This is a genomic window from Siminovitchia fortis, assembly GCF_003605365.2.
GTDB lineage: Bacteria > Bacillota > Bacilli > Bacillales > Bacillaceae_C > Siminovitchia > Siminovitchia fortis.
This window is the reverse complement of sequence record NZ_QYTU02000082.1, coordinates 1-2,392: the sequence shown is the minus strand read 5'-3', so window position 1 is coordinate 2,392 and position 2,392 is coordinate 1. Positions and strand designations below refer to the sequence as shown.

Below are 2,392 nucleotides of genomic sequence, written 5' to 3'. Positions count from 1 at the left end.
TGTGTAGTGCAAAATAAAAGTGCAGAGTTATGAAACATAAACGTACATAACTTTGCACTTTATTTAGAAGAAAAAAGACCTTGCCAGCCATTCAAATCTTCTCTACTGTAGTTGGTGTCGAATCAATCACAGTGGAGGTCGAAAGGAATGCTGGCAATGTCTGAAATCAATTGTATCAAACTTTTAAGGAACCAGAAATCATTTTCTATCAATAAAATAGCCAATACTTTGGGAATCAACTGGAGGACTGCCAAGAAATATGCAGATTACGACCAAGTCCCCCAGGAAAATGTTCAAAAGAAGAGCGGCATGATGTACGAAGAGCCATGGGGGGAGATTGTCTCTGACTGGCTGGCTGAAGATGAGAAGCTGAAGAGAAAGTCAAGGAGGACCAACAAGAAAATCTTTGAGGAGCTTCAGAATATGGGGTTCCCCGGTTCTTATCGCACGGTCTGTTACTTCATTAAAGATTGGCGTGAAGGCAAGGAAAAGGGGGATGAGGACAGGGATCAGAATGCGGAACGGCTGCATCATCCGCCGGCTGAGGCACAGGTGGATTTTGGGATGACAGAAGCAGTAAAAGATGGGAAGGTCATCGATGTGCATTGCCTACTTCTGACTCTCCCTTATAGCAACGCAGCCTATTGCGTGCCATTGCCCAGTGAAAATCAGGAGTGCTTTTTATATGGGCTACAGACAATCTTCCACCAATTGGGCGGCGTTCCCAGAAAGGTCCGAATTGATAACCTGAAGGCGGCAGTAATTCGGCCCAGGGGAAAAAATGAGGAAGCAACATTTACAGAAGAGTTCCTCCAGTTTGCCGGCTTTTACGGATTTGAAGCGCAAGCCTGTAATCCGCGGAGCGGACATGAAAAGGGAAATGTGGAAAACAAGGTGGGGTATCTCCGTTATAACTTTGTGACACCGGCACCGGTGATTCAGAGTTTTGAACACTTGGGGGAGATTCTGAAGGAGTGTCTGACAAAGGACCGTGAACGGATCCACTATGAGAAAGGAATCTCTATCCAAGAATTGCTGGATCAGGAGTTTCCATTCCTTTTGGCCCTGCCGGATGAGGAGTATTCCATTTTCAAGAAAGTGACAGAGAAAGCGAATAAATACGGGGAGATCACCATCGACCAGGCCAAAATACATATTCCCAAAGGGTATAACTTTGGACAGCTTCACGTAGTAAAGTACTGGGACAGATTCAAGGTGCTCTCTCCTTATGGGGAAGTTCTGTTTACGGATTATCGCCCTTATATGCATAAAGGGCGGAAGATTCCCTGGCAGTCCATTTTGAAGTCCTGGCTTCAAAAGCCTCGGGTAGTCACCTACTCGCGATACTCCCCGTATCTTCCCGGCCGCATCTATGAATATATCAAAATAGACAACCTGGCCATTCGGAAGCAGCGCTTGGGATGGCTAGCCCGGATGCTTGCCACGCATGAAATGGCAGAGATCAATGAGTATTTCTATGACTTACTTGAAGAGCAGGCGGATGGTTCAGGCGAACCGGATAGACACCCGTACGAGGTAGATTGGACAAAATATGACCAGCTCCAACCGGCTCATTGGGAAAGGGAGTGAAACATGATGGAGTCAGAGATAAAAAGGATGTGCAAGACACTCCGGCTGGCTTACGTTGCGGACATCTATGAGTCTATTCCCTTTGAAAACTCGGCCCAGTATCTTTCGGATGTCCTCCGGAAAGAGTTGGCGTTGAGGGAAGAGGCGAAGGTGGAGCGTCTGCTTAAAAAAGCGCGTTTCCTGAGCAGGAAAACACTTGAATCCTTCCAATGGAATGAAAAGATCCACCTGCCTCCCCGGTTGGATTCAAGGGAACTGTCCGCACTGCACTTTATTGAGAAGCGTGAAAATATCATTCTGGCCGGCTCTCCCGGCACCGGAAAAACACACCTGGCAACGGGGCTTGGCCGGGCGGCCTGCCAAAAGGGATATGAAGTCCGCTTCTACCGTGTATCCGATCTGGTGGATGCCTTGACCAAGGCATGGAGGGAAGGAAAGTTCCAGCAGTTCCGAAATAAGTTTAAGAAAGTGGACCTGATCATTCTGGATGAGATGGGCTACATCCCGTTTAGCAAAGAAGGTGCCGAGCTATTGTTTCAATTGATTACTGAGTGGTATGAACAAAAAAGCCTGATTATAACTTCTAATCTGGAGTTCAGCCAATGGAACCGCATCTTTGTCGACTCTAGGCTGACTGCAGCCCTAGTGGACAGGGTCATTCATCACGCTCACATTTTAAGTTTCACTGGAGAAAGCTACCGAATGACTCACGCGTTATCGAGACAGAATTACTAACAGAATAGGCTGGCAAAGTTATGCACTTTTGATTGCACTATTGTGTATTTTTCTCTTGCAAAATACA

At 46.7% G+C, this 2,392-nt stretch carries 2 protein-coding genes; both read left to right on the top strand.

Annotated features, from left to right (window positions below; all coding sequences use genetic code 11):
• Nucleotides 1–147: 147 nt before the first annotated feature.
• Nucleotides 148–1,590 carry an IS21 family transposase gene (istA, locus tag D4N35_RS17645; protein WP_120076006.1) on the top strand — a complete coding sequence of 481 codons (1,443 nt, stop codon included), beginning with the start codon at nucleotides 148–150 and terminating at the stop codon, nucleotides 1,588–1,590.
• Between the two features lie 6 nt (nucleotides 1,591–1,596).
• Entirely contained in the window at nucleotides 1,597–2,325 is a 729-nt protein-coding gene (istB, locus tag D4N35_RS17640; RefSeq protein WP_120076008.1) for an IS21-like element helper ATPase IstB, read from the top strand.
• Nucleotides 2,326–2,392: the final 67 nt, after the last annotated feature.

Coding starts and splice junctions, on each gene's coding strand:
- istA (WP_120076006.1), top strand. CDS start 148: ATGCTGGCAATGTCTGAAATCAATTGTATCAAACTTTTAAGGAACCAG.
- istB (WP_120076008.1), top strand. CDS start 1,597: ATGGAGTCAGAGATAAAAAGGATGTGCAAGACACTCCGGCTGGCTTAC.